We start from the raw sequence: 232 nt of genomic DNA on the forward strand, positions 1-232 counted from the left end.
TGGATTTGAAGGGTCAATCAGTACTTTTATCTCTTCTGACAAAATGAAATCTGTTGGATTATACCAAATATCTTCACTCTGGAATAAATGCATTTCGTTAGTTGCTGGATTGAGCCATTGACTATAAATAACATACGGGCTTCTTCCGTTTACTTTATAATTGTAATTAATATTTACATTATCAAATTTGGTTATAATAGATCTCCCGTTGAATTTTAAATCATCTATTTTC

General features: G+C 29.7%; 1 pseudogene. It reads right to left on the bottom strand.

Going from position 1 to position 232, the window contains the following annotated elements:
• Nucleotides 1-232 (bottom strand): annotated as a pseudogene (locus ACWA1B_RS23725) (DUF3592 domain-containing protein); the annotation flags it as partial.

This window comes from Flavobacterium xizangense (assembly GCF_054075145.1).